The organism is Bacillus sp. RZ2MS9 (assembly GCF_001816185.2).
GTDB classification, from domain to species: Bacteria; Bacillota; Bacilli; order Bacillales; family Bacillaceae_G; genus Bacillus_A; species Bacillus_A cereus.
Map to the genome: position 1 here is coordinate 2,960,258 of NZ_CP049978.1, position 25,776 is coordinate 2,986,033.

Genomic DNA, 25,776 nt, shown 5'->3' on the forward strand with positions numbered 1-25,776 from the left:
TCTATCAATATATGTACAAACTCCCTAACACTTCATGCTCTCGTTTATTTCCCCCTTTAAACTCTACTGCAAATGGATATTCGCCATGATTCTTTATGTATTCTTGCACTAGACCTTCTCCAACCGGTTCACAAAACTGTACTTGAATGTCACCAAACGATACACTTTGACACTCGGCATTCCATTTTTCATTTTTCACAACTGAGCTTGTAGATAGCTCCATTACTTCTTTCCATTTCCGTACTGTTTCTCGAACATTTTTTACTGCGTAATGAATCGTTTCAATTTGTTGCACTTTGTTTTTATGTTCAGTAATCGTCCCACTGTTACGTAAATCGTTTCTTCTTTCTTCGTCCGTTTCATTCCACTGTATAAAGAAAGGTAATTTCGGTCCGTTCTCTTCTTGCTTAACGAATAACATTTTCCATTCTAAAAGTCGGCCATCTTTTCTCATACGTTTCCCTTCAAATGGCCCTATCGTATGTAAGCCGTACTTATTAAAGTTAACTGCTAGCTCCTCAATTGCATCTGTTCGGATCGCGATTTGTAGCATTCCTTCTCCATTTTGTAGTTTCACCACTATTTCTTGTACTAATGGATTTTCTGCTTCTTTCGCTTTTTCTTCATGTTGAACTGCTAAAAATTCTATATATGATAAATCAAAATAACTTAAACTATTCCAAGTACCCCAATTCGTATGCTCTCCGCCTAATACAGTATGAAATCCAAGTTCCTGCATTTGTTTTGCCGCTTCCTCCGGTGTACCATGAACTGTGTGAACGAGATGATCAAATCGTAACATGTCTTTCTCCCCTTTCTCTCCATCCTTTTATTGTATATTTTATTTTTCTTTCATTCAATTCAAAAACTTTAAAACCTAGTTGATTTATACGATTAATATGTATTATAATGAAACAAATTTAATTATTGCTGATTGGAAAAACCAAAGGCACTTTTCTCATACGGGAAAAGTGTCTTTTTCATTTATTATTACAGGGGGATTATTTATGCAGAAATTAATTGTCTTTGCTATTATTGGATTTTTCGCTCAATTGATCGATGGAGCACTCGGAATGGCGTATGGGGTAACGTCTACTTCACTATTATTAATGTTTGGTATTGCACCGGCTGTAGCTTCCGCATCGGTTCATTTAGCTGAAGTCGTTACAACTGCAGCTTCTGGCGCATCTCATATCAAATTTGGAAACGTTGATAAATATACAGTTTCCAGGCTTACATTACCTGGGGCAATCGGCGCATTTATTGGGGCATGTTTTTTAAGTAATTTGCCTGGAGATGTAATCAAACCGTACATTTCCGTATTTTTATTTACTTTAGGGGTTTATATTTTATTACGATTCATCATTCAAAAACAAATTGTCACTTCAAATAAGCGTATGTCTGCCAAACAACTTGTGCCGCTTGGTTTATTCGCTGGATTCGTTGATTCAACTGGTGGCGGTGGTTGGGGGCCGATTACGACACCCGTTCTTCTAGCAAGAGGAAATGAAGCTAGAAAAGTTATTGGATCTGTAGATACGAGTGAATTTCCTGTTTCACTCGCTGCAACAATTGGCTTCTTCATCTCACTTGGCTGGGAACAAGTAAGCTGGGTTTGGGTATTTGCCTTAATGCTCGGCGGTATTGTCGCAGCTCCAATTGCTGCATGGTTAGTCCGCATCGTTCCGCCCCATTTACTTGGCGTATTAGTTGGTGGTCTTATTATCTTCACAAATATTCGTACACTGCTTACTACATTTAAAGTGGATCCAACTATTATTTCACTTTCTTACGTTGCAGTTGGTCTTGTCGTTATTATTTCTATTTTCATTGCTGTTCGAAATCATTCCAATCGTCCTAACGCATCAACGGCTGAGTATCCAAATGATCAGAAGCAAATGCTACCATAACTATAAAAAAATACCGCTCAATTTAGAGCGGTATTTTTTATTTTTCTATTTTCCAATTAATCATCGTTTCTGTAGCATTTACTCTCTTCATATGTAACTTTTCTAAAACACGCATCGAACTATAGTTATCTAGGAGTGTCTCTGCAATTATTGTTTCTACCTCTCCTGTTTTGAAAGCCCAATCGATTAGTTCTTTTACAGCTTCTGTTGCATAGCCCTGATTCCAATATTTCTCAATAAATCCATAGCCAATTTCTACTGTTTGATCCTCGTTTGGTTTCCCTTTAAATCCAATATCACCTAAAACGCTATCATCTTCTTTCCGAAAAACATACCACGCCCCCCATGGTAATAAAGCCTCATCTTGTTTCACATTCTCTACATGCACTACAATATGCGGACCGCTATTATATCCTTGCTCGTTAGCGACTTGAATCCTCTCTTCTGTACACGGCACTATATAGAGCCTTTTTGTTTCTAATTTCATTTTGATTTCCCCTTTTTGCTTAAACGTTACTCTAATTATAACAAATAATATGACTTTATTATGAATGTCGAATTATATTTTTCTGAATTTTCTTTTTATTTAGAGGGTTTTTCAATATTTTTTGCGAAACATTTGTATAACAATTTTTTCTTTGCTTATTGCTACATAATAGTAGGTTCGGGTGGAGTTTTGCAAGCGTTTCCTATACAATAACCGATATTTTTTGACTTTTCCTAACAAAATATCTTGCAATATATTCAGAAAGTCATTACAATTGCCATATATTAAAAATCTTAGCAATATATAAATCCTCATCAATCCGATGAGGTAGAGGTTGCGACTTTTAATAGTAAAACGGACGAGACACAGAGAATGTCACTGACTCCGTTTGAAAGGAAAAGTTGCCGAAGTTTATATTTCTTCTCTGGAAATATGAGCTGGGGCTGTCTCCGAAAGGAACAGAACTGTCACGTTTACAAAATTACCGTGTAAACGTGGGGTGCTATCTTAACGGAAGGGTATGATGGGGTGGTTATTTGTGAAACGTTCCGCCAAATTCCTTTGGCGGTTTTTTGTATTTTTCTCCCCCGCTCCTTCCTAACCTACAAGAAAAGGAGTGTTGAACATGAATAGCGCAACAAATCAATCTACCTCTAAAACGCAAACTACACAAGGACAAGGTGAATTAAAACGCGGATTAAAATCGCGGCACCTTACGATGATTTCTCTCGGCGGTACAATCGGTACCGGACTATTTCTTGCCAGCGGTGGTGTCATTCATTCAGCTGGTCCTGGCGGCGCATTAATTGCATACGCCGCAATTGGAATTATGGTATATTTCTTAATGACAAGCTTAGCTGAACTTGCAGCTTACATGCCTGTTACTGGATCTTTTAGTACGTATGCAACAAAATTTGTTGATCCATCACTTGGTTTTGCACTTGGATGGAACTATTGGTATAACTGGGCGATTACGATCGCTGCTGAACTTGCAGCCGTAACATTAATTATGAAATTTTGGTTCCCAGATACCCCTTCTCTTATTTGGAGCGGATTATGTTTAGCTATTATTTTCCTTTTAAACTATTTATCTGTTAAAGGGTTTGGTGAATCTGAATATTGGTTCGCACTTATTAAAGTAGTTACAATTATTATCTTTTTAATTGTCGGCTTTATGATGATTTTCGGAATTATGGGGGGCGAAACTGTTGGATTCAAAAACTTCACTGTTGCAGATGCACCATTTAACGGCGGTATCATGGCAATTATCGGTGTATTTATGGCAGCTGGTTTCTCCTTCCAAGGAACTGAATTATTAGGAGTAGCTGCTGGTGAAACATCTGATCCAGAACGTAATATCCCAAAAGCAATTCGTTCAATCTTTTGGCGTATTCTTTTATTCTATATCCTTGCGATTCTCGTTATCGGTTTATTAATTCCTTATACAACTGAAAGTCTTGCTGCAAGTGATGTAACAGTAAGTCCATTTACACTTATTTTCGAAAAAGCGGGCGTTGCCTTTGCTGCTTCTGTTATGAACGCTGTTATTTTAACTGCTGTACTATCTGCTGGTAACTCTGGTATGTATGCATCAACTCGTATGCTTTGGGATTTAGCTCGCCAAGGAAAAGCACCAAAGTTTCTTGGTAAATTAGATAGCCGCGGGGTACCTGTTAACGCATTAATCGTAACATCGATTGTCGGTAGTATCGCTTTCATTGCTTCTTTATTCGGTGACGGTGTTGTATACATTTGGTTATTAAATGCATCAGGAATGTCTGGCTTTATCGCTTGGGTCGGCATTGCAATTAGTCATTACCGTTTCCGTAAAGCATATATTGCACAAGGAAAAGATTTGAAAGACTTACCATATAGAGCAAAATGGTTCCCATTCGGTCCACTCTTCGCATTTACACTTTGTATCATCGTAATTTTAGGACAAAACTACGGGGCATTTATGGGTGAGTCAATCGACTGGAACGGCGTACTCGTTTCTTACATTGGTTTACCACTCTTCTTAGTACTATGGTTAGGATATAAATTTACAAAAAAAACAAAAGTGATTCCACTTGATAAATGTGAACTAAAATAAAGTGAAACGAGCAAACAAATTTGTTTGCTCGTTTTTTGTTGCAAACCTCTTTGCTTCCCTATTGCTCCTGTTTTTGCAATAATAAAGGAAATATAAATAAAGGTTGGGATACAATGAACATTCGCATTACTGATGAAGCAAAAGCAGCTATACATAGATTAGAACGTGAAGACAAAAAGATCATTCGCATTAGAGGGACAATGACAAACTCTTGTAGTATTTTCGTTGATGTCGATTTAATTTGGGATACATATAACGCAGATGATGTTGTATATGAAGATGCAGATCTTATCGTACAAATGGATTCATTCACGAAAGACTACACTGGTGATACGGTGAAACTTGATTATAAGACGACAGGTTTTAATATTACGACTCCGAGTGAGACGTTAGTTTATGGATTGTCGATTAAAAAATAAAAATTGTTTTCATTTGACCACCGAGGTGAAAAAATGGGTAAATATGTTCCGTTAAAATTTTTATTTAACGAAGAATTAGCAGAAAAAATGGCTGATTCTATTTGTAAACACGATCCTACTTTCTCTAAAAGAAACTTTGTATCTTCCGTAACATGTAAAGTTGAAAATTTAGAGTTAAAGCAGCGTATTGAAATAATAGCAGATGAATTACATAATGCATTACAAAAAGATTTTAATGAAGCAATACATATATTACTAAAAACATTAGGCCCAGAAAATACAACAGAAGTAGGCACATTTACAAACGGATATATGTACATGCCTCTTGCAAAATACGTTGAAAAATATGGACTTAACAATTTTGAATCCTCTTTCAACGCTATGTATGAAATAACGAAAAGAAATACTGCTGAATATGCCATTCGGCCTTTTCTTCAAACATACCATGAAGACACACTAAACATATTACAAAAGTGGATTCATGATAAAAACAGCCACATTAGAAGATTAGTTTCTGAAGGTACGAGACCAAGGCTTCCTTGGGCTAAAAAAATAGGAGCTCTAAAAGATGATTTTAAGTACAATTTACAGCTTCTTGAACCATTAATGAATGATTCTTCTAAATATGTCCAAAAATCAGTAGCCAATCATATGAACGATATTACGAAAGAAGATAAAGAACTTGTTTTTCAATGGTTGCAGCAGTTACGTGATAAACAACATCCTATTAACCCTTGGATTATAAAACATGGGTTAAGAACAGTGATAAAAAGTGGTACTTTGCCAAGAGATTTTTCTTTTTAAGTATTTTAAACGAAACCGCTTATGCTTCAAGAATGAAGTATAAGCGGTTTTCCTTTTGAATACAGAAATAACAAACATAAAAAGTACTTTAAATTTCTTTTTTATATCATTATTTTACTAACTCTTCTATGTTATTACTTTCCTTAATTTTTTCGGATGATAGCCAGAGTGAATAACTTGTTCCATCCTTGTTCCTTAAATATATGTTAAATTCCTTATTATATAGTTCTTCTTTAAGAATAGTGACTACCTTTCTCAAATCATCTATTACATATGGATCATTTCTATATTTTATCTCACTGTCATTGAAAACTAATGTCAATTCATACTCTAGACAATTGCCGTCTTTCGGGTGTGGACAAGTAATATCCTCAATTTCAAAACGATCATTTTGAATTTCATTTAACCTTACGCCTACTTTTGTTTCAGTTTGAACCAAATATGTCCAATAACCGCTTACTGTGTTTTTCATTGTTAAAAGCAGTTCTTCTTTCGTTATAGCTTTTTGCACATTTTGAAAAGGCAAGCCTATAGATTCACCATTATAATCCTCAATTTCAAGTGTTGTTATCTTTCTATTACTCTTCTGAATGAATTGGATTAGAGCATATAAACGATCTAATTCTTTTGATTCAAATTGACTGTAATCAATCTTGTCACTCATTTTTAAAGTTAATAATAACTTATCCGTTGGTTTCTCCTCTATATCATCATCCACTATATATTGAAAAACATTTTTATTTTCAGGTTCCACGTAACCTAATTTTTTAATTTCTTCTAGCATTGGTTTAAATTTCTTATATTCCTCATATGTTTTTTTCCGTATTGATATTCATCACCTTTTATTCTTGAATATAAGAAGCCATCTACCTCTACTCTAAATTGAATATTTTTGTTATTTTTTGCTTGAACAGTATGATATGTATGCCCCATATTCCCTTCGTTTATAGCACCCCAATGTGTTACAATCACATCAATTCCGTGCTTTTTTTTCACATATTTTTTCACCTGATCGTCATCTTTATAATTACACCCACTTAAACATAAGAAACATAACAATAGTAACATTACATTTTTCATTCTTTTCATATAGCACCTTGCCCTCTTTTCGCATAAACAAAATATTCCATATATAAAGAATACTAAATCGCTGAATGTTTTCAAAGAATTAAAATATTTTTACACTCGGTTTATATATCTATTTCTTTTATTAATGGCTCTAATAAGTTTTAATATTGATAATCGAATATAATAAAAAGAAACCTAAATTTAAGGTTTCCCATTTTTACCAACAATTTAAATTTTAATAGATATTTTTTAGCCAAGTAATAATTCGTAGTACCTGAAACGACTCAAACCAAGTAATGAAAAACAGGAAAACAAAGAAAGAGATAAGTGATATGAATTTTAATCTTCCATCTTCACGTCTAGCAATCGCTATAATACTCAGAACCACTCCAATTAAAAAAGAAATATACCCTAATAGGATAATAGGCTCAGAATAGCTATCTATTATCCTATTTAATCCAAATAATAACATTCCAAAAGTCATCAAGGTTATTGAAAATAAACTAAATTTTTTCATAATTCAACCTCCAATATAATTTTACTATTTTATGGAGAGAATAATTTTTTTATGCGTATGAATGAACAATTATACTATAAAAGTAGATAACTCAATTTATTTTTTCATTAAACAACTGCCTTCTTTTATACCCTCAAAGGATTTTCACTCAATTAACCCGAATATATAAATAACAATTCTCACAAGGAGTAACTTTATATGAATCTATTCGAACACGAAACATAAAACCGTTCCACTTTAATAAGAGGTCCTCCCTTTTTCTTTTCTCATCATATCATCCATTAAAAAAATAGGAGGACATAATTATGAAACGTGATCCATTATTTTTAACTTTATTAGAAAGTGCAAATACACATTTTAGCGGCTGGGATTTTTCTTTCATTTCAGAAACAGGTCGAATGAAGAGCGAGCCTTTATCGTGGTCATACGGCAGTACTGCTTTTCAGCTTATGCAACGTGCAGAATCAATGCTCGATATGGGTACTGGCGGCGGAGAGTTTTTATCTATGTTACAACCGTTCCCGTCAACTATATTCGCTACTGAGGGCTACGCTCCAAATGTGCCAATTGCTCGAAAGAAATTAGAGCCTTTAGGGGTTGCCGTTGTAGAAGTGACCGATGATACTGCTTTGCCATTTCAAGATGGTCAATTTAATTTAATTATAAATCAACATGAATCGTATGCTGCTTCTGAGGTAAACAGAATTCTTTCTCCAAGTGGCGTTTTTCTTACACAACAAGTTGGCGGTCTTGATTGCGCGGAACTTAATGAGCAGTTTGGCTCACCACTAAATAGCGAATTTGCAAGTTGGTCTCTCGAAACCGCATGCAGTGAGTTAAAGCAAAATGGATTTACTATCTTAGATGCAAAAGAGGAATTCCCTTTCCAACGCTTTTATGACATTGGCGCTATCGTCTATTATTTAAAAGCGATTCCGTGGCAAATTCCTGATTTTACTGTTGAAAGGTATTGTGAGGAATTATATCGTATACATGAAATCATCTTACAAAAAGGTTATTTTGATGTGAAGCAACATCGTTTTATGATTAAGGCGATTTGTAGCTAACAAAAAGAGGTGGCAAAGCCACCTCCTTTTTGCTCCGTTTACATATGTTCTCTACTCTTTCATAATAAGAAAAGTTATATCATGCATATTACAATTATGACCAATGAATTGTATTTCTGAAACATATAATCACCTCGCATAAGTGAAACTTTAATAAGTGGGGTTTTGCTCCTTTCCCACTTATTCTATTATTTTCATTTTGAAAAAGGATAATATACAAATTCCACCTTGCCAATTATGTTATCTTCTTCAATATATCCTAAGCCATTTCGACTATCTCTACTTACTTCGCGGTTATCTCCCATTACAAATAACTTATTTGGCGGAATTTTTGTCTTTTGAAAGTTATAAAACACTTGTGTGTTGTTAAATAAATCTTTGTTTGTATATGGTTCTTCTTGCTTTTTATCGTTCACATATACCTTTCCGTTCGTTATGTTAATTACATCACCAGGAAGCCCTATTACACGTTTCACATAATATTTCGATTCATCCGCTTCCTTTATAATGACAATTTCTCCGTGTTGTAAATTAGAAAGACGTACTACTGCTTTATTTACAAATACGTAGTCTTCTTCATATAAAGTCGGCTGCATCGATTCCCCTTCCACCTTACATAAAGTAAAAGAATGGTAGCCTATGACTATCACCAATATAAATAGTATGTACTTTCCCCAGCCTCTCTTAATCTCCTTTTTCATATCCATTCCCACCTTATAAAGCGCTTTTTAACTCAAAAAATATATCACTGCACAATATGTTTCCATGCAGTGATACTATTTTTACTGTGTCTTGTTCGGTTGTTCTACTGGAATTGAATTTGTATTTGATCTATTTGTTTTTAATTCAAAATACGCATCCAAAATCTCTTTACCAATCGCAGAATTAATTCCTGATTTATCATCATTCACCCATGGTACAACAACTGAAAAAGCTACTTCCGGATCAGCATCATATGGTGCATAACCGGCAAGAGTTAAATTATAACATTTTTTTCGGTTGTTGTTCTCATCTCTTCCAATATCACTTTCTCCACCATATACTGTCTCAGCTGTTCCTGTTTTTCCCGCTGGTTTATATGGTAGACCTTTAAACGTTCCGGTACCTGTTCCGTCAGCTTCTTGAAAAACTCTTCTAAATCCTTCTTTTACATGATTAATGTACGAAGTGTCCATATCCACTCTATTTAATACAACTGGTTCAATCGACCGAACGACTTTTCCTACATCCTCTGGTCTATTCGGTTGCTCTCTCACTTCTTGTACAATTTGTGGTTTCATTCGGTAACCGCCATTTGCAATGGTTGAAATATATTGCGCAAGCTGAAGCGGCGTATATGTATCATACTGTCCAATCGCGTAATCAAGTAAAAATCCAGGTATGTTATCAGTTCTACCTACTTGACCGATTGATTCATTTGGTAGGTCAATACCAGTCGACACACCTAGGCCAAATTGTCTAAAATAGTAGCGCATTTTATTAAATGTTTCTTGTTTAATGTCTAATGGATTGTTTGGGACATAATTAATGCCTGCCATTTTTAAAGCCGTATTAAACATATAAACGTTCGATGACACTTGCAAAGCTCTTAAATCATCAATATCCCCAAATTCTTTCCACGATTTCTTCGGCTTAGAACTTCCTTTAAAATACATTGGCGCATCAAAGAAATGTGTATACGGCTTAATCGCTTCTGTTTGATATCCAGTTAATAAAGTAGCACCTTTTACAGTTGACCCTAACTCATAAGAACTTGTCATCGTTCCTAATGCATAATCTTCTATTTGCATACCGCCATCTTTATTTACAATTTTCTTTCCTGCCATTGATAAAATTTGACCGTTTTTCGGATTCATCATTACTACGAACGCACGATCCATCATCGGCTCTGCAGCATGAAAGGCTCGTAAATTCTTTTCAAGGCTTCCCTCTACTCTTTTCTGTAAATCCATATCGACTGTTAACATCAAGTTATTTCCACTTTTTCCTTCAGTCACTTTTTCTGTTCGAACAATCTTCCCTGCTTTATCCATAATATTTTTAGACTGTTCTTTCGTTCCATGTAGTGCATCTTCGTATTGTTTTTCAATGTAACTTTTACCAATACGGTCGTTTCGATTATAATCACGAACTAAATAATAATCTAATTGTTCTCTTGGCAACCCTTCATTTTCATTAGAAACGCTACCTAGTATAGAGCGCAGTATTTTATCATTTGGGTATTCACGTTCCCAATCTACTGTCGTATCTACCCCCGGTAAACTTGCCAACCTTTCACTAACGACAGCATATTCATTTTGACTTACATCTTTTTTAACGATTTGCGGCGTCATTTTATATCCCGCATTCATTTTGCTTTTAATGGCTAGTACTTCTAGGTCTTCTTTTGAAAGTTCACTTAATTCTTCTTGTGTAATTCTTTCCCTCCGTAACTCTTCAACTTTTTTATCTAATTCTTTCCCTTCTATCTCCTGCTTTCTAAATTTACTCTCATCTTCTTTCGTTACTTTCGCTGCTGCCCGCTTTTCATTTAACTGCATCCAAAAATCCTTTTTATCTGTTTCTGTTAACTTGTCTATGTCCTCTTGCGACATTTCAATTAGTTTGGCTAAATCTCTTGCTACTTGTAAAACTTCTTTCGAGTCTACTCCTCTCATTTTCGTATATGTAACGGTTCGCAATGGTTTATTATTTACAATAACGTGACCTTGCCGATCAAACATTTTCCCTCTAGGAACGGGAGTGCTTACCGTTACATCTTCCTTTTTATTTACTTCATTTCTATACGTTTCTCCATCAATGATTTGTACTTTACCTAATTGAATTATAATAGCTGAAAATAAAAGAAAGACAATAAAAAATAGTACATTTAACCGAAATGGAATATGAGTCTTTTTCTTTTTCGATAGTTTTTTCTGCTCCTTTTTCTGTCTCATTTCGCTCCCTCGCTTCATTCTATTAACATTTCTACGCAAAGTCATTATGTATCAAATTTATTTATATGATATATATAGAATTTTATATTAATTATAAAAGAAATAAAAGATTTAATTTTCAGTTTTCTATTTTTATATCCTATTTATTACCATTCCCTGAATGCAAAATAAAATGAATATTATTCTAAAAGAAAAATGGGGCAAATTGATTTTTATACCATTAGTTTACATTTCTTTGTATACTAAAGAAATATATTCATAAAAGACATTACTTAAGGAGCGAACGAAAATGACAGATTCATTTACAATACATACTAATGCGTCCCATTGTTTAAACTTTATGATTTACATTCAAAATATGTATCTCAACCAAAAAGAGAAAAAAGGAAATTTACGTTTTCCTTACATAGCAAAAACATTACATTTCTCAAGTGACTTTGAAACAAATTTCAAAGAATTATGGCATTCACTTCGCAAACAAATTGCTAACAACCGATATGATTTACAAATTTTTCATGAAGAAAACCATATCTTCTATGAGAAGCTTTTTAACACCCAATTATGTAATGAAGACTCTTTTAAAGAATTAGTATGTAGTTTTCAAGTATGGTGGACTAGCATAGTAGGTCAACTTTCATTAGAACGTTCTGTAGATGAATATGGGCAACAACTTTTTAACGATTTAGTTTTATACTTAAAGCAAAACGAAATAGAACCTTTACAACAGCTACATATTAGCTTACTTTATGACGATTGTTTATTGGTTAAAGAAAACATTTCTTCCTATTCTGCTATTTTGCCGACTAAAACCTTTTTTATAAATTATAGAGATGTGGTTACTACATTATCGACCTGTTTTCATGTTGCTTAATACAGCGATTACCCAAATAAAAAACTGAGGTGGATACCTCAGTTTTTTCGATAATTTATTTTATTGAAGATAACCCTTCAACAAACTCACCAATCTTATTTTGAAAAACAAAATCAAAGTTATATTCTTGTCCTGTTAACTCTTCATTTACTAAAATTGTCGTTGCCCCGATTTCCCTCTTTGCGATTTGTGGGAATGAAGCGACAGGTTGTACTTTTAACGACGTTCCTAAAACGATAAGTACATCTGTTTCATATAAACGTTTCATCGCATTTTGATATTGAGGCAGTGTATCTCCGTATAAAACAACGTCTGGATTTAAAATGAAATTACACTTCTGACAACGCGGCACTTCATGATCAATGATATACTGTAAATCATATCCCGCTTTACACTTCGGACAATGTGCTGTTTGAAGTGTTCCATGTAAATCAATGACATGTTTACTGCCACCTAATTGATGTAAACCGTCAATATTTTGCGTTAAAATCGTAATATCTTTCCCTTGTTCTTCTAGCTCAGCAAAAAAACGATGTCCACGATTTGGTTTATATTGATGGAACGTATTAATTTGAAAGATTTCTTTATAATGCTTCCAAAATTCTTTCGGACTTCGGTTATAGTACCCTCTTGATAAATACATCTCCACATTCGCATCAGCATACAATCCATTTGCTGAACGGAAATCTGGGATACCACTTTCCGTACTTGCACCAGCGCCTGTTAATACTGTAATTTTCTTCGCTTTTTCTAAAATTAAACGTACTTCTTCAAATTGTTGCACAAAAATCACCTCTATGTATTTTCCTATTCTTATTATACCAGTTGTTTACAGGAGGTGTTGTACAATTCATTTTACTTAATGCGTTGCGCCCCCAATCTCTACAATATCTACTTCAACTGTCATCGTTACTTCAATTGCCAATTCTATTCCCTTACTAATAGTAGAAAGTGACATACTCGGTTGCCCTGGATAATTACTCGCTTGTTCTGGTAAAAACGGAATATGAATGAATCCGCCTTTTATTTTCTTATCATGTTTCTCTAATTCATGCATAAGTCCATAGAATAAGTGATTACAAACGAATGTGCCTGCCGTCTGTGAAACAGATGACGGTATGCCCTCTTCGCGAAGTTTTTTTACGATTGCTTTCATCGGAAGTGTAGACCAATACGCAATCGCTCCTTCTTCTACAACCGGTACATCTACTGGCTGATTCCCTTCATTATCAGCAATTCTTGCATCATCAATATTAATTGCGACACGTTCTATCGTAATATCTGGTCTGCCCCCAGCTTGTCCGATACATATAGTAATTTCCGGCACTAGTTCTTCTATATACTCTTTTAATACGCTTATTGATTTATGAAATACAGTTGGTATTTGTTTGCTTATTATCTTGTATTCTCCAATTGTTTTTTCATGCAAACCTTTTGCTACTTCCCAAGCTGGATTGATATTTTCTCCGCCAAACGGATCAAACCCTGTTAATAATACTGTTTTCATAGTTTTATCCTCCTAATTAAAAACGATATACAAGGCCGTACATAATAAACATATTTATGATAAAAATTGAAAGAGCAATTGGTACTTGCGCTTTAATAACCGCATTTTTATCCTTTAGCTCTAAAAGCATCGCAGGTACGATATTAAAGTTTGCTGCCATTGGCGTAAGCAGTGTTCCGCAATATCCAGCAAACATACCGAGTGCTGCCATAATTGCTGGGTTTCCGCCGTGCATTTGAACTATTAAAGGTAAGCCAATTCCGCCAGTAATAACAGCAAACGCTGCGAATGCATTTCCCATTACGACTGTAAATAGCATCATGCCTAAACAGTACGCCATAACAGCAACGAACGGATACTCTGTCGGTAACACTTGTCCGACTAAATCAGAAACGACTTGTCCAACGCCCGACTTCGCGAAAATACCGCCAAGTGCCGCTAACATTTGTGGTAAAATAACAGCCCAGCCGACAGCTTGTAATAGTCTGCTTCCTTCTTGAACAGGCGTTGTTATTTTCGATTTTGTAATACGCATCGCCGCGACGAATGCGAGTAATGCACCAAGCGCTAATGCAACTAAAGTTACTTTATCTGGATCAACAAGAGAGACATTTCCCCATTTAATTTTCCCTAACGTCAACGTACCGATAATTGTAAAAATAGGAATTAATAGTGCAGGCATAAAAATTTTATTTTTTAATTTCTCAGCATGTTTTACACGTTCTTGTACTGGAACTTCTTTTTCCTCTGATTTTGTCACTTTATTTAGCGAAGCTAAAACGACCATAGCGAGCACGATACAGCCAACGTAAAACGAAGGAATTACATTTCCAAATAAAAATGTAACTGCAAACAATGCCCAAAATAAACTAGAACCGAATCTGTTTGGATGTTCACGATCGAATGCGATACGAACAGCGATAAAAGCAACAATTATCCCTAATACATAATAGATTGTATCCATTGTGATGATGTTCATATTAGATTGCCTCCTTCTCTTCTTTTCCTTCTGCCTTCATTGTTTTCTCTATATATTTATCAAACCTTCTAAATCTAATCCAGCTTACAATAAGTGCAGATATTGCTGTCGGAATGCCCCAAAGTGCCATATCCCATACACCGACATGCATACCTACTGAATCGAAGAATCCTTTCATTAATAAAATAGCACCAGTTGCGATGAAAATATCTTCTCCGAAAAACCAAGCTGTATTTTCCGCAGCAGCTGCGTTTGCTTTAATCTTTTCTCTTAATTTTTCAGGAAGTTTACCGTATTTACCTTGCGCAGCCCCTTCTGCCATCGGTGCAACGAGCGGCCTTACTGTTTGCGCATGCCCACCAATATTAAGCCCTAGTGCTGCTGATGATTCTCTTATCGTAAAATATGACATTAATACTCTTCCAGTTGTTGCTCCTTTTGATTTCGTTATAAGTGCTTCGGCTCTTTCTTTTAAACCGTAACGCTCTAAAATTCCGATTACCGGTAAAGTTAATATAATTGGCATAGACATATATCTATTTTCTATGAAAAATTTACCGAACATGCTGATCACATCATAAAAACTTAATCCTGAAACCATACCAGTAACAATACCTGCAACCATAACTACTAAAAGTGTATTTAATCTAAATAAAAAGCCCACTGCCACTAATAATATCCCGATTAATTTCACCAATTCCAACACTTCCCCTCATTTTTTATTTCGGTGCACATATAGAAATACCATAATACCCGAATGTTCTGTATATTCTTTCTGCAAATTGCACTGCTTTTTCCCCATCACCGTGTAAACAAATCGTTTGCGCCTGAACTGCTACTTTCTCTCCATTGATCGAATTTACATGGCCTTCTTTCACCATTTGAAGTACTTGCTTTATCGCTTCGTCTTCATCTTTTATAAGCGCATTTTCTTCTGTACGGCTCGTTAATGTACCATCTTGCTTATACGTACGATCCGCAAAAGCCTCTTGTACGAGAGTTACATTGTATTTTTCTGCAGCCTGTATAAACGCCTCGCTATTTGCTAATCCGTAAAGTAATAGACTTGGATTTATATGATAAATTGCCTTTGCGATTGCATCTGCAATTTCCGGATTAGACGCCGCCATATTATATAAGGCACCGTGCGGCTTTACATGATGCATCTTCCCACCAGCCACTTTTACAAACCCGTCTAATGCGCCGATTTGATATAAAACATAATCGTATACTTCACTTGCTGAAACATTCATGTTTCTTCTACCAAATCCAATTAAATCAGGAAATCCAGGATGCGCCCCTATTGCTACGTTATACTCCAAAGCTTTTTCAACAGTTTGACGCATAATAGACGGATCACCCGCATGAAAACCGCAAGCAACGTTTATAGAGGAAACGAACGGAAGAATTTCATCATCATTCCCCATTTTATAAGCTCCAAAACTTTCTCCTAAATCACAGTTTAAATCGATTGTAGTCACAATGTATTCCTCCTAATTCCAGCTTCGTAAAGCAATGAATTTCTTTAATAGATTCATATTTACTTCTTGTTCTATGTACAATTGTTCCGCTTCTTCAAGCGTAATTTTCTCAAAAGAAACATAGTCCCCCGGCTTTAGCTGGGCAAGAAGAGGTAAATCTACTGAAATGATATTTCCCATTCTCGGATAGCCACCTGTCGTTTGCCTATCTGCCATTAATATAATCGGCTGTCCACCATTAGGAACTTGAATGGTTCCAAATGTAACAGGACTCGATAAAATCTCTTTTTCTTCAATCCTATTTAAAACTTCTCCCTCAACCCTGTAGCCCATACGGTCAGCATAATTAGATACCTTATACTCTTTCGTAAAAAATGCCTTTCTACTTTCTTCTGTAAATTGATCGTATTCAAAGTCAGCTATGACACGAAGCTTAGGATGTTTCTTATACTTTGGTAGTACGCTGTTGTTAATTGCCCATTTCGTTTTTATACGCTCATCTTTTTGTAAGTCTTGAATGAAACGATTCGCCATTTCTGATTGTGCACCAATTTGGAAGTAGTCACCCTTTTGCAGCATTCTTCCTTCTATACCACCAATCGTAGCACGTATGTACGTACTTTTGCTTCCCATTGCACGCTCAATATGTATACCACCCGCAAAAGTCACATACGCTCTACAACCATTTTTCACTTTTCCAAAACAAAGCATACTACCTTCTTCCGCTAAAATGGGACGCCATAATGGGATACGTTCTCCATTTAACAACGGTTCCATATCAACCCCACCAATTGCGAGTAAAGTCGTTTTCTTTATTAACAAATTAGGACCTAAAATCGTCATTTCTAATCCTGCTTCATTCTCTTCATTACCGACTAACATATTGATGAGCCTAAGCGCATTTTTATCCATAGCACCCCCAACAGGTACACCAAACTGTTGATAATAAGATCGCCCTAAATCTTGGACTGTTGTAAACATTCCTGCATGCAAAACTTCTACATCCATTCTTTAGCCCCCTCAAGCGATACGTACTCTTCCTTCGTTATCGGGATAAATCGTAAATACATACCACTTTGAATATATGTTGGTATTTCTTCTTTCGGATTAAATAGAGTAATAGGTGTTCGGCCGATAATATTCCATCCACCTGGTGTTTCAAGCGGATAAATACCTGTTTGATTTCCCCCAATACCTACTGAACCAGGAGAGATTTGTAATCGTGGTGTTTCTTTTCTAGGTGTTTCTAATTCTTTTGATAGTCCTCCTAAATACGGGAACCCTGGTGTAAAACCAAGCATATATACAAAATATGTAGTTTCACTATGTATTCGAATCACATCTTCTACTTGTAAACCGTGATAATGCGCGACCTCTTCTAAATCAGGTCCATATTCTCCCCCGTAGCACACTGGTATAGAAATATGTTTCACATCCTGTTTTACTTCTTCTTTATAAGAATCACACAGCTCCTTTATATACTGGCGAACGTAATCATATGACCTTTCACTTCTCTCATTTCTCTTCCATACTTCGTATACATTGTAGTAAACAGCTAATGAAGTAAACGACGGAACACACTCAATCATTCCTGCAAACGGATGTTGCTGCAGTGCTTTAAATAACCGCTGTACTTTCTCATATATACCCATCTTAATTTCTTCACCAAATGTAACAATAATTGCTTGATCCCCTAACGCAGAAAATTTCATCCTACTCCCTCTTTCTATGCCAAAAAGCCGAGTTCTTTCGAAATGCGATGCGCTGTTTCTTTCACCTTCGCAATAAAATATGAAATGTTACTTTCGCTGTACTCAATTGCTAATCCTGAAATACTAATGCCTGCCACAACCGTTCCATCGCTCGCGAAAATGGGTGCTGCTATCGCGGCTGTATGATTTTCTAACTCAGAATAACTAATTGTGTAGCCTTCCTTTTTTGCCATTTGCAACACTTCTAACAATTGTTCCTTATCCACGATTGTTCCATCTGCAAACTGTTTTAAATCCACTTCCTCTATGTATCTCCGTTTCTCTTCCTCAGAGAAATACGATAGTAAAATTCTTGGACATGCACCAGCATAAAGCGGTGCTCTTCTTCCAACCGCCGTATACACGCGTACCGGCTGAACACCCTCCATCTTTTCAACGTAAATTGCGTCATTATCATCTTGAATTATTAAATTAACTGCCTGTCCTAAACTATCTCTAAGTTCTTTCATATAAGGAATTGCTATATTTCTTACTGATAATCGGTGTGAAACAAGTTGACCGAACCGTAAAAATACGACCCCTAAACGATATTTCCCCTTTTCGTTTTTTTGTAAAAACGCCATCTCTTCCAACGAACCAATTAAACGATAAACAGATGTTTTCGGCATATTTGTAAGCTGAACCATCTCAGTTAAACTTAGCTCTTCATGCTCATAAAACAACTCTAAAATATCCATTGTCTTAACTGCCGTTTTATTTATACTCATTCTATCTCCCTTTCGTTCCAAATTACGGAACTTAAATTCCGTTTTTCGAAACAAACATATAATTTAAAATTATAAAATATTCTTTCAATTCAATCAATAGATTTTAAGCAAATAAAAAAGTATGGAAGAATATCTCTCCCATACTTCACCACACTTTATAACGCTCTTACTTGTTCCAACGGCCAGAAAACAGCTTGTCCTTTTCCGACAATTTCATCTTCTGAAATAAAGCCAAACATGCGACCATCCTTAGAAACTTCACGATTATCCCCTAAAACAAATACTTGGCCTTCTGGCACTTTCGTTTTCCCAGTGATTTGTTCTAACGTAAAGTCTGGAGTTAATACACGACCTACTGCTTTTTCTTTAAACTTTTTTAAATATGGTTCTTCCATCGCTTTTCCGTTTACATATAAAACATCATTTTTATACTCAACTGTATCGCCTGGCAAACCAATTACTCGTTTTACTAAATCGTATCCTTCTTTTCCGTGGAAGACGATAATATCAAAGCGATCTAATCCACTTATACTATAACCAATCTTATTCACGAGAACTCGTTCGTTATTTTTTAAAGTGGGCATCATTGATTCACCTTGCACTAAAGAAGGTGTAAATAAAACACCGCGAATAATAGCAATTAATACAAGGGTAAAACCTATCGTTTTAGCCCAAGAGAATAATTCTTTCTTTGTATTTTCCTTCATCGTTTCTCCTCTTTCTTAAGCACTTATTTTATTATTTCAACTAATTCTTGTACTAAATTAGGATCTATTTCAGAAAAACATGATTTTCCTTCTCTTACCGCTGTACCGACATGCGCCTGCGTGATTCCAGTTTCATCTAGCAATCGCTTTATATTTTCTTTCGTCACGCCAGCTCCAGCTACAAGCTGAATTTGACCATCACTTACCTTTTGCATTTCTGTAAGCACCGGAATATTCTCTACTATATTTCCTTGTCCACCTGAAGTTAAAACGTGAGTCACTTTATGAAACTTCTTTAAAGTTCTCATCGCTTCTACTGGATTTTCTATATCATCTATCGCACGGTGGTACGTTACATTTATTCCATCTACAACAGATAGTAAGTCCGCTAATTTCTCTTCATCCACTTCATTTCGTTCATTTAATACGCCCAATACTACACCAGCTGCTCCTAACTTCTGTGCAACTATAATATCTTCTTTCATCATTTCAATTTCTTCTTCCTTATATGTAAAAGACTTCGCATGCGGACGAATCATAACATGAATTGGGATACTTACCGCTTCTACCGCTTTTTTTATAAAAGCATAACTCGGTGTTAAACCACCTTCTGTATAAGATGAAATTAATTCAATCCGCTTCCCGCCAGCGCTTTCAATTCGTTTTACATCTTCTAAACATGTTGCAATAACCTCTAGCATGAGATGACCTCTTTTCGTGCTTTTTTCTTATTATAACATTAGTAAAAATAAGAAGCCTAGCTTTCTCCTTTAAAACTTAAAAAAGAAGAATGAAAAGAAAGATTTTTTAATCAATATGTAAGAACATAGCTTTTTCTTTTATAGTTTTTATTCTATCTATGAAAAGTGTTAATATATTTCTTATGAAAAAGCCTCCCTTTATACTTACTTTATTTCAGTTTCTTATTTTTTACATTTTACCATTTAAAAATATACACCAAGTTTCCCATACATCTATCCCTAACGACTCAATTTATTACTATTTCATCAATTCTAAATGTAAAAATACCTATTAATCTTTAAATTTTGTTGATAACGATAATTATATTATCAACTTCAAATTCATCAATATCCCCTGCTTATTTTGAGTTAAGCAAGGGATCTAATTAGCGAATCAATGAATAACTCTTCCATCTTCTTATAATGTTTAATATTAAATGTTCTCTATTCAAAACCCACAACAATTTATAGCATCAAATAAAATGTTCTAAATCATATCGTACTACATCTGGTATATACGTGGATTTATTTAATATAGTATAAGAAATTTGACGACTATCTCTACAAACAGAATATTTTTTCTCTTCTTGTATTGACATTAAATCATAAACTAGGAAATAATCACTATCTTTTAATGAAAGTGCACATCCTATTTCCATAATAAGAAATGGGTCAATATGATAAGGAATAAACAATTCAAATCCCGCAGAAACTACAAAAGAATTCTCATTCCAACTAGGGTGACTTATACCTTTAGCTAAACACCATCCTTCCGGTGTTAACCGTACAAATTTTCGACTTTCCTTCTCTATCTGCTCAACCAATCCATACCGAATTGCCAAACTATACCCTAAGTTTTCAACTGATAAAATATTTAGGTCAATCCATTCCTCTGGACTCTCTTGATATTGCCCTACGCTTTGTAGCCAGGATACAGAAAAGTTAGGACTTAGTTTCTGATAGAATCGTTTTAAATTTGTAGCAATATCTCTTTTTCTCCAAATCAATAGCCCATCATCATCTACACTGTACTTCGAATCTTGTTTTTGTAGAACTCCAGTACACACAAAATAGTCTAGGAATTTATAAATCCACACTCGTTCCTCCTCGCAAAAATATAAGCTTTGTATTGCTTTTCTAACAAATTTATCATTCTTTGTTTGCTTGCATACAAATTGTGGAACCTTTGCAACATAAGAAAAAAACAACATACATTTCAAAAAAGGTGTATACATTACCTTTTTTGTTTCTTCTGCGAAAACTTTTATCACATACGTCCTACTTTGTTTTCGTATTTCTTCTTGTATATCTGATGGGATTTTTTTATTAATTACTATACCAAAACGAGATAACTCTCGAATACTTACCTCCGATAGTAACTGACTCCTATAACTATAAAATATCATTTCGTTCTGCACCTCACTAGAGAGACAAGGAAAAACAAACTTTTGCAAATAATTTATGCCCGTTAGTTTATTTGCAATTTGTGATATTATCCACTTTGTTGAAAAATTATCATTTTCATTCATAAGCTTCAACTCTTTGGCAATACTAATAATAACTGATTGATCTAACTGCTTTAATGCCTCGGTTAGATTCATATCATTTCTCCTCCTGTTTTCCTATCCATCCCGCTTTGTGTACCTTATATGGAAATCCATAATGAAGAAGACTAACCCTCCTCTTTCTATAATCGTTTTCTTCAATAGTTCCATCTGACACAAGAGAATATAAAAATCCCTCTTCTTTCCCCTCCTCCTTCGGGAGAAGTTTTCCAACCCTTAAATATTCTTCCCTTTCAGATCCTTGTTGATACGATGTGGCAATAATAACCTCCACTCCTTTTAATAGGACTTTTTCCGCTTTTAAAGAAGAAATATTGCAACAACTAATCTGCCTATCATTGAACTGCTTAATCAATACTTCGTTTTGTTTTTCATCACTCTTCCCATATATACTATCTATGTCAAAAAGTTTTCTATACTTCTCTATTAACTCTGTACGATAGGATGTAATTACCGTTTGTTTTTTTGTATATTTCATTAATAATTCTTTAACAATATTATCTTTTTGGGTATTAAACGCAGCTAATTCCCTTTTTTTATTTGTATTATTACCATAACTATTATATTGTTGCTTCATTTCTGTAGAAAGTGGTATACGCATTTCTATACAAGTAATAGGGACACTATACCCTTTTCTAATCAATTCTTGATGCAATATTTCATACCATTTTGGTCCAACTAAAGCAAAAACCTTAGCCCCTTGTTCATCCGCTCTTGCTAGCGTAGATGCTAGTGCCAACCTATAACGTGTTTGAATCTCAATTGTCCTTTCATAAGTTTTAGCAGGTAACTTATGCGCATCATCATAGATGACAAAACCATAACCATTAAATATATCCATATTTTTAACAATATCTGCGTATGTACCAATAGTAACAGGATATTTTTTTTTGTTTTTCAGTTCATATATCCCAATATAATGTTCTGTAAGATCCGTCTTGTCTAATAACTCTTGTTTCCAACGTTCTGCACTTTCCTGATTTTCAACAAGTATTAAGGTCATAGTCTGAAAATATTCCATTATCTTAAGCGCTACAATCGTTTTTCCAGCTCCAGGTGGCATAATAATTGTCCCACCTCCACTAGCTTTACTCTCATATTTCCGAAATGCTTCAGCAGCATCTTTTTGATAATCTCTTATTATGAAAGTCTTGCCACCATATGTTCGAGAAACTAAGTGAACACCTAATGGCTCTCCTGGGTTGAAAGTATAATCTTTGACGAACAAATCATGATTAAATAATATTTTTTTTATTTGTATTCGATGACGCATTGCAAACAATTTGGAATAAGAGTTTGGATTCCCAATTACTTTAGATTCAATAGATTTAATACCTTGAATTTTCTTGATAACACTTTCATGTTTGGCTACAAGTAATAAATCACCACACTCTTCATGAAACTCCAGTGTCCCATACGCTTGCATATATCTCCGAATTTCCTCTTTAAACGTAACCGAAATTTTCGTATAAGAGTATTCATCTAATACTTGCAGAATATCCTCAGTTACTAAACCTTTGGCAGCAGCCGTCCACAAAGTAAAAGGGGAAATAAGAAAAGTGCTTACTCGCTCAGGGGTTTGAATTACATCAGTAAATGGTAAAAGCTTATTCATTACTTCTCGCTCGGGATCAAGCCAGTCTAACACATATAATTTTTTACTTTTTGCATGAACAATAAGCGGTTTGTTATACATTTCACATCGCTCCAATTCTTATAATCATGCTACTGAGTAATTGGATTGTTGAGTATACAAAGGAAAGGGCCAATCCATTTATTAATAATAAAACAAAACTAAACATAGCTATCCAAAAAATCACATTTTCAAAAGAAGAGCCTACCTTAAAAGTAAATGGAGCTTTATAACGCTTATTATCAAATGGAAGAAATAAACGTACTCCTTGATGAGTAAAATAATCTCCCATAAGATGAAATAAATATCCCATGCTTATTCCTAGCAAAAAAGAATACTGGAAAATAAAATACAAAAGAGAGATAATAATCCAGGCCACAAAAGAGTGAGTAAGACCTCTGTGTCCAAGTTTCTTTTTTACAAATTTTGCAACGCCCAAAGAACGTCGCCCTATGTATGAATTTGGTTCATCAATATCTGGCAAAAGACTTCCTAACAATATTCCTGTTACATATCCAAATGAAAAAGGATAACCTGATATAAATGAAAGTGTAGCCCCTATTGCAACAGATGTAGCCATATGTGTATCATAACGCACTACTCTTTCCTCTCCCTTATAAGAAAATATAGTAATACTTTTATTACAATATGAATGCTACATATATACTATGACAAACACTATTTATACTGTACTTTTAAGTTGTATCTTATAAAAGTATTCAGCAGCGTTAAGTAAAAACAGCAACTGATTTAATTCCTAAACATATTTCAACAAAAATAAAATACATTTTCCATTGTTACTTGTATCTAACAATCGAAAATGCATTTTATCTAGAGGTTACTTTACTTTTAACTAATAAATAGTAACCTTTTATTTTTTCTTCTATTTGTAATTCTCTGCATTCGATTTTTTAATCGCTGATAACCATGGGTGAATCATTACAAAAATATCCATAAATTCACAACGATATTTTTGTAAGTTTGTACTTTACCAAATTTTATTTGTTTGCAATTAAAATTTATTTCAGCTGCCTTTTTAACTTAAATACAAAAAACTAAACTCAATAATTATATCAAGTTTCTCATCACCTTCTAATGTGACTTCCATAATTATTCTATACTACATATAATAAATAAACCCTGAAGTACAGCGAAACAGAACAAAAATAGCAGAACCTAAATGAATTAGGTCCTGCTATTTTTGTTGAATCCCTAAAACATCACGACCGAAACGCCGCATCCGCCAGCATAGACAATGTTGCATCATCCATCGGTGGATTATGCAGTCCTGCTCTGACGTTTAAATAGTAACGATGGAGCGGATTTTTTTCTGATAAACTTTTTGCTCCTACGATGCGCATCGATTTATCCACTATAGATATCGCCGCATTTGTTGCAGCATATTTCACGGCTGCTAATTCTGCTTGCAGTGATAGTTTATCTTCTGCCTCATCGTACTTTTTCGCAATTTGATATAAAAAGACGCGAGCTTGCATAAGCTCGAGTTCTAATTCTCCAACTAATCTTCTAACATTCGGCAATAAACTAATAGAATGGTTTAAACTGTTTGGCTTGTATGATTCCGCAAATTGAACTGCATAATTTCTTGCTGATTGTGCAATTCCTAAATAACATGCTGGTATATGTAGCAACCAGCCAACACCCTTTTGTTTTACTTTCCCGCCTTTTATATCTGTAAAAAAGCGACTTTCTATCTCTACATTTTGTAAGACAAGGTCGTGGCTAGCAGTCCCTCGCATTGCAACGCTATCCCACGTTTCTTCAATAGATACACCGAGTGTATTTCTTGGAATAACAAACTCACCAACTTCTTCTTGGCCTTCCATACTTGCTGAAATAATAAAATAATCAAGTACTGGCGCCATCGTTGTAAAAGTTTTTCTTCCATTTATAACCCACTTCTCGCCTTGTTGAACCGCTATTGTTTCTGGTTTGCCGCCACGCGTCGGACTCCCTGTTTTCGGTTCTGTTGCTGCCCTGTTAAAGAGCGCACCATTACGTACTTCTTCGCAAAACCATTTGAACATCTCATCATTCCAAGAGCGATTTTCCGCTAGCTCTTTCACAATGCCAAGATGCCAGCCAATCGATAATGCAGTAGCTCCGCAGCCTTCCGCGATTTTCTCTTGAAATAAAACAAAGTCATATAAAGAAATCGCACTACCACCAAATTCCTTCGGTAACGTTAATTTCGTATATCCGATATCTTTCAAATCATTTATATTTTCATACGGAAATGATCCCAATTCACTTAGCTGATGCTCCCTTTCCATGAACTTCGGAATCAATTTATTTATTTGTGCAATAATGAAAGATTGTTCTTCTGTTTCAACAAATGAGAGTGCCATACTATAATCTCCTTTATGTTCGATTCATCAACCGCTCACTTTTTCATTATGATTATATGAAGCTACCTCTCTATTGTTTCACTATTCCGATAAAAATACAATGTTTTTGACTAATAAGAAAAGTTCCTATTTAAGGATAGGTTCT

Annotated in this window: 25 protein-coding genes, 1 pseudogene and 1 riboswitch; of the genes and pseudogenes, 6 read left to right on the forward strand and 20 right to left on the reverse strand. The window is 34.8% G+C overall.

Annotation, left to right across the window (positions count from 1 at the left end):
• Positions 1-4: 4 nt before the first annotated feature.
• Positions 5-802: a VOC family protein gene (locus tag BHV55_RS15190; protein WP_070756629.1), complete on the reverse strand. Its 798-nt coding sequence runs from the start codon at positions 800-802 to the stop codon at positions 5-7.
• Between the two features lie 205 nt (positions 803-1,007).
• On the opposite strand from BHV55_RS15190, the gene BHV55_RS15195 reads away from it, so the two are divergent.
• On the forward strand, positions 1,008-1,910 hold the full coding sequence (locus BHV55_RS15195) for a sulfite exporter TauE/SafE family protein (protein WP_001170728.1): 903 nt from the start codon (positions 1,008-1,010) through the stop codon (positions 1,908-1,910).
• A 37-nt stretch (positions 1,911-1,947) separates the two neighbouring features.
• Here BHV55_RS15195 and BHV55_RS15200 read toward each other — a convergent pair whose 3' ends face one another.
• Complete coding sequence (locus BHV55_RS15200; RefSeq protein ID WP_048568586.1) at positions 1,948-2,397, reverse strand: GNAT family N-acetyltransferase; 450 nt, start codon at positions 2,395-2,397, stop codon at positions 1,948-1,950.
• 320 nt (positions 2,398-2,717) lie between these two features.
• Positions 2,718-2,910, forward strand: a riboswitch (Lysine riboswitch).
• A 112-nt stretch (positions 2,911-3,022) separates the two neighbouring features.
• Here BHV55_RS15200 and BHV55_RS15205 point away from each other — a divergent pair.
• The 3 genes from BHV55_RS15205 to BHV55_RS15215 all read left to right on the forward strand — a co-directional run bounded on the left by BHV55_RS15205 (position 3,023) and on the right by BHV55_RS15215 (position 5,712).
• Entirely contained in the window at positions 3,023-4,489 is a 1,467-nt protein-coding gene (locus BHV55_RS15205; protein WP_001083384.1) for an amino acid permease, read from the forward strand.
• Between the two features lie 113 nt (positions 4,490-4,602).
• Positions 4,603-4,908, forward strand: a complete 306-nt coding sequence (locus tag BHV55_RS15210; protein ID WP_070756631.1) for an iron-sulfur cluster biosynthesis family protein — start codon at positions 4,603-4,605, stop codon at positions 4,906-4,908.
• Positions 4,909-4,941: 33 nt separating this feature from the next.
• The gene (locus BHV55_RS15215) at positions 4,942-5,712 is read left to right on the forward strand and encodes a DNA alkylation repair protein (protein ID WP_070756633.1); all 771 of its coding nucleotides are present in this window, start codon (positions 4,942-4,944) and stop codon (positions 5,710-5,712) included.
• 109 nt (positions 5,713-5,821) lie between these two features.
• Here the strand turns inward: BHV55_RS15215 and BHV55_RS15220 are convergent.
• Positions 5,822-6,801: pseudogene (locus BHV55_RS15220) on the reverse strand (hypothetical protein).
• A gap of 214 nt (positions 6,802-7,015) precedes the next feature.
• Complete coding sequence (locus BHV55_RS15230) at positions 7,016-7,297, reverse strand: hypothetical protein (RefSeq protein ID WP_070756637.1); 282 nt, start codon at positions 7,295-7,297, stop codon at positions 7,016-7,018.
• Between the two features lie 305 nt (positions 7,298-7,602).
• Between BHV55_RS15230 and BHV55_RS15235 the strand changes: the two genes are divergently transcribed.
• Positions 7,603-8,364 carry a class I SAM-dependent methyltransferase gene (locus BHV55_RS15235; protein ID WP_000817569.1) on the forward strand — a complete coding sequence of 254 codons (762 nt, stop codon included), beginning with the start codon at positions 7,603-7,605 and terminating at the stop codon, positions 8,362-8,364.
• Between the two features lie 194 nt (positions 8,365-8,558).
• Here the strand turns inward: BHV55_RS15235 and lepB (BHV55_RS15240) are convergent, their stop codons facing one another.
• The gene (gene lepB / locus BHV55_RS15240) at positions 8,559-9,065 is read right to left on the reverse strand and encodes a signal peptidase I (protein WP_047225414.1); all 507 of its coding nucleotides are present in this window, start codon (positions 9,063-9,065) and stop codon (positions 8,559-8,561) included.
• A gap of 81 nt (positions 9,066-9,146) precedes the next feature.
• A complete protein-coding gene (locus BHV55_RS15245) occupies positions 9,147-11,300 on the reverse strand; it encodes a peptidoglycan D,D-transpeptidase FtsI family protein (protein WP_070756640.1) in 2,154 nt (717 codons plus the stop codon).
• A 289-nt stretch (positions 11,301-11,589) separates the two neighbouring features.
• Here BHV55_RS15245 and BHV55_RS15250 point away from each other — a divergent pair, with 289 nt between their 5' ends.
• Positions 11,590-12,171, forward strand: a complete 582-nt coding sequence (locus BHV55_RS15250; protein ID WP_000132284.1) for a hypothetical protein — start codon at positions 11,590-11,592, stop codon at positions 12,169-12,171.
• Positions 12,172-12,226: 55 nt separating this feature from the next.
• Here the strand turns inward: BHV55_RS15250 and BHV55_RS15255 are convergent, their stop codons facing one another.
• The 14 genes from BHV55_RS15255 to BHV55_RS15320 form a co-directional block, all read right to left on the reverse strand.
• The gene (locus tag BHV55_RS15255) at positions 12,227-12,955 is read right to left on the reverse strand and encodes an NAD-dependent protein deacylase (RefSeq protein WP_070756642.1); all 729 of its coding nucleotides are present in this window, start codon (positions 12,953-12,955) and stop codon (positions 12,227-12,229) included.
• 75 nt (positions 12,956-13,030) lie between these two features.
• Positions 13,031-13,678, reverse strand: coding sequence for a pyroglutamyl-peptidase I (gene pcp / locus BHV55_RS15260; protein ID WP_070756644.1), 648 nt, complete (start codon positions 13,676-13,678; stop codon positions 13,031-13,033).
• 16 nt (positions 13,679-13,694) lie between these two features.
• Entirely contained in the window at positions 13,695-14,657 is a 963-nt protein-coding gene (locus BHV55_RS15265) for a DUF979 domain-containing protein (RefSeq protein WP_001021658.1), read from the reverse strand.
• Position 14,658: 1 nt separating this feature from the next.
• Positions 14,659-15,354, reverse strand: a complete 696-nt coding sequence (locus tag BHV55_RS15270) for a DUF969 domain-containing protein (RefSeq protein WP_000239809.1) — start codon at positions 15,352-15,354, stop codon at positions 14,659-14,661.
• A gap of 22 nt (positions 15,355-15,376) precedes the next feature.
• A complete protein-coding gene (gene pxpA, locus BHV55_RS15275) occupies positions 15,377-16,138 on the reverse strand; it encodes a 5-oxoprolinase subunit PxpA (protein ID WP_070756647.1) in 762 nt (253 codons plus the stop codon).
• 12 nt (positions 16,139-16,150) lie between these two features.
• The gene (locus tag BHV55_RS15280) at positions 16,151-17,146 is read right to left on the reverse strand and encodes a 5-oxoprolinase subunit C family protein (RefSeq protein WP_070756650.1); all 996 of its coding nucleotides are present in this window, start codon (positions 17,144-17,146) and stop codon (positions 16,151-16,153) included.
• A complete protein-coding gene (gene pxpB / locus BHV55_RS15285; protein ID WP_000672276.1) occupies positions 17,137-17,850 on the reverse strand; it encodes a 5-oxoprolinase subunit PxpB in 714 nt (237 codons plus the stop codon). Before pxpB ends, BHV55_RS15280 begins: the two co-directional genes overlap by 10 nt.
• Before the next feature lie 14 nt (positions 17,851-17,864).
• The gene (locus tag BHV55_RS15290) at positions 17,865-18,617 is read right to left on the reverse strand and encodes an IclR family transcriptional regulator (RefSeq protein WP_061655639.1); all 753 of its coding nucleotides are present in this window, start codon (positions 18,615-18,617) and stop codon (positions 17,865-17,867) included.
• Positions 18,618-18,772: 155 nt separating this feature from the next.
• On the reverse strand, positions 18,773-19,324 hold the full coding sequence (lepB, locus tag BHV55_RS15295) for a signal peptidase I (protein WP_000662498.1): 552 nt from the start codon (positions 19,322-19,324) through the stop codon (positions 18,773-18,775).
• 23 nt (positions 19,325-19,347) lie between these two features.
• Entirely contained in the window at positions 19,348-20,025 is a 678-nt protein-coding gene (locus BHV55_RS15300) for a copper homeostasis protein CutC (protein ID WP_048568578.1), read from the reverse strand.
• Positions 20,026-20,537: 512 nt separating this feature from the next.
• Positions 20,538-21,665, reverse strand: coding sequence for a hypothetical protein (locus BHV55_RS15305; RefSeq protein WP_065703778.1), 1,128 nt, complete (start codon positions 21,663-21,665; stop codon positions 20,538-20,540).
• Position 21,666: 1 nt separating this feature from the next.
• Positions 21,667-23,325: a DEAD/DEAH box helicase family protein gene (locus BHV55_RS15310; RefSeq protein WP_070756653.1), complete on the reverse strand. Its 1,659-nt coding sequence runs from the start codon at positions 23,323-23,325 to the stop codon at positions 21,667-21,669.
• 1 nt (position 23,326) lies between these two features.
• A complete protein-coding gene (locus BHV55_RS15315) occupies positions 23,327-23,860 on the reverse strand; it encodes a metal-dependent hydrolase (RefSeq protein WP_065703774.1) in 534 nt (177 codons plus the stop codon).
• A gap of 622 nt (positions 23,861-24,482) precedes the next feature.
• Positions 24,483-25,631 (reverse strand): acyl-CoA dehydrogenase family protein, encoded by a 1,149-nt coding sequence (locus BHV55_RS15320; RefSeq protein ID WP_048568576.1) that lies wholly within the window; start codon positions 25,629-25,631, stop codon positions 24,483-24,485.
• Between the last annotated feature and the right edge of the window lie 145 nt (positions 25,632-25,776).

Excerpts from the sequence above, each read along its gene's own strand:
- BHV55_RS15190 (WP_070756629.1), bottom strand. The coding sequence starts at position 802 with ATGTTACGATTTGATCATCTCGTTCACACAGTTCATGGTACACCGGAG.
- BHV55_RS15195 (WP_001170728.1), top strand. The coding sequence starts at position 1,008 with ATGCAGAAATTAATTGTCTTTGCTATTATTGGATTTTTCGCTCAATTG.
- BHV55_RS15200 (WP_048568586.1), bottom strand. The coding sequence starts at position 2,397 with ATGAAATTAGAAACAAAAAGGCTCTATATAGTGCCGTGTACAGAAGAG.
- BHV55_RS15205 (WP_001083384.1), top strand. The coding sequence starts at position 3,023 with ATGAATAGCGCAACAAATCAATCTACCTCTAAAACGCAAACTACACAA.
- BHV55_RS15210 (WP_070756631.1), top strand. The coding sequence starts at position 4,603 with ATGAACATTCGCATTACTGATGAAGCAAAAGCAGCTATACATAGATTA.
- BHV55_RS15215 (WP_070756633.1), top strand. The coding sequence starts at position 4,942 with ATGGGTAAATATGTTCCGTTAAAATTTTTATTTAACGAAGAATTAGCA.
- BHV55_RS15230 (WP_070756637.1), bottom strand. The coding sequence starts at position 7,297 with ATGAAAAAATTTAGTTTATTTTCAATAACCTTGATGACTTTTGGAATG.
- BHV55_RS15235 (WP_000817569.1), top strand. The coding sequence starts at position 7,603 with ATGAAACGTGATCCATTATTTTTAACTTTATTAGAAAGTGCAAATACA.
- lepB (WP_047225414.1), bottom strand. The coding sequence starts at position 9,065 with ATGAAAAAGGAGATTAAGAGAGGCTGGGGAAAGTACATACTATTTATA.
- BHV55_RS15245 (WP_070756640.1), bottom strand. The coding sequence starts at position 11,300 with ATGAGACAGAAAAAGGAGCAGAAAAAACTATCGAAAAAGAAAAAGACT.
- BHV55_RS15250 (WP_000132284.1), top strand. The coding sequence starts at position 11,590 with ATGACAGATTCATTTACAATACATACTAATGCGTCCCATTGTTTAAAC.
- pcp (WP_070756644.1), bottom strand. The coding sequence starts at position 13,678 with ATGAAAACAGTATTATTAACAGGGTTTGATCCGTTTGGCGGAGAAAAT.
- BHV55_RS15265 (WP_001021658.1), bottom strand. The coding sequence starts at position 14,657 with ATGAACATCATCACAATGGATACAATCTATTATGTATTAGGGATAATT.
- BHV55_RS15280 (WP_070756650.1), bottom strand. The coding sequence starts at position 17,146 with ATGGATGTAGAAGTTTTGCATGCAGGAATGTTTACAACAGTCCAAGAT.
- pxpB (WP_000672276.1), bottom strand. The coding sequence starts at position 17,850 with ATGAAATTTTCTGCGTTAGGGGATCAAGCAATTATTGTTACATTTGGT.
- BHV55_RS15290 (WP_061655639.1), bottom strand. The coding sequence starts at position 18,617 with ATGAGTATAAATAAAACGGCAGTTAAGACAATGGATATTTTAGAGTTG.
- lepB (WP_000662498.1), bottom strand. The coding sequence starts at position 19,324 with ATGAAGGAAAATACAAAGAAAGAATTATTCTCTTGGGCTAAAACGATA.
- BHV55_RS15300 (WP_048568578.1), bottom strand. The coding sequence starts at position 20,025 with ATGCTAGAGGTTATTGCAACATGTTTAGAAGATGTAAAACGAATTGAA.
- BHV55_RS15305 (WP_065703778.1), bottom strand. The coding sequence starts at position 21,665 with ATGAATCTAACCGAGGCATTAAAGCAGTTAGATCAATCAGTTATTATT.
- BHV55_RS15310 (WP_070756653.1), bottom strand. The coding sequence starts at position 23,325 with ATGTATAACAAACCGCTTATTGTTCATGCAAAAAGTAAAAAATTATAT.
- BHV55_RS15320 (WP_048568576.1), bottom strand. The coding sequence starts at position 25,631 with ATGGCACTCTCATTTGTTGAAACAGAAGAACAATCTTTCATTATTGCA.